The sequence below is a fragment of the Brucella tritici genome, assembly GCF_902825325.1.
GTDB lineage: Bacteria > Pseudomonadota > Alphaproteobacteria > Rhizobiales > Rhizobiaceae > Brucella.
The window spans coordinates 1-206 of the sequence record NZ_CADEAR010000111.1; the positions used below are offsets into that span (position 1 = coordinate 1).

Genomic DNA, 206 nt, shown 5'->3' on the forward strand with positions numbered 1-206 from the left:
GTGATATGTACGAGGCACTTGTACGTGCTGTAAAACAATGGTATCAATGGCGTACGGCCAATTTCGGAGGTCCCGATGCCCCAGACAAGCTACAAGATCAGCGAAGCCCGCAAGAATTTCGCCGAAGTCCTCGATCGCGCCAACCAGGGCGAAGAGATCGTCATCATGCGTGGCAACGAAGTTTACGCCCGCATCGGTCCAGCAGC

General features: G+C 54.9%; 1 protein-coding gene. It reads left to right on the forward strand.

Features of this window, described 5'->3' with window-relative positions; translation table 11 throughout:
- Positions 1–75: 75 nt before the first annotated feature.
- A partial coding sequence (locus HWX93_RS22870; RefSeq protein WP_176038832.1) for a type II toxin-antitoxin system Phd/YefM family antitoxin occupies positions 76–206 on the forward strand: 131 nt, incomplete at its 3' end.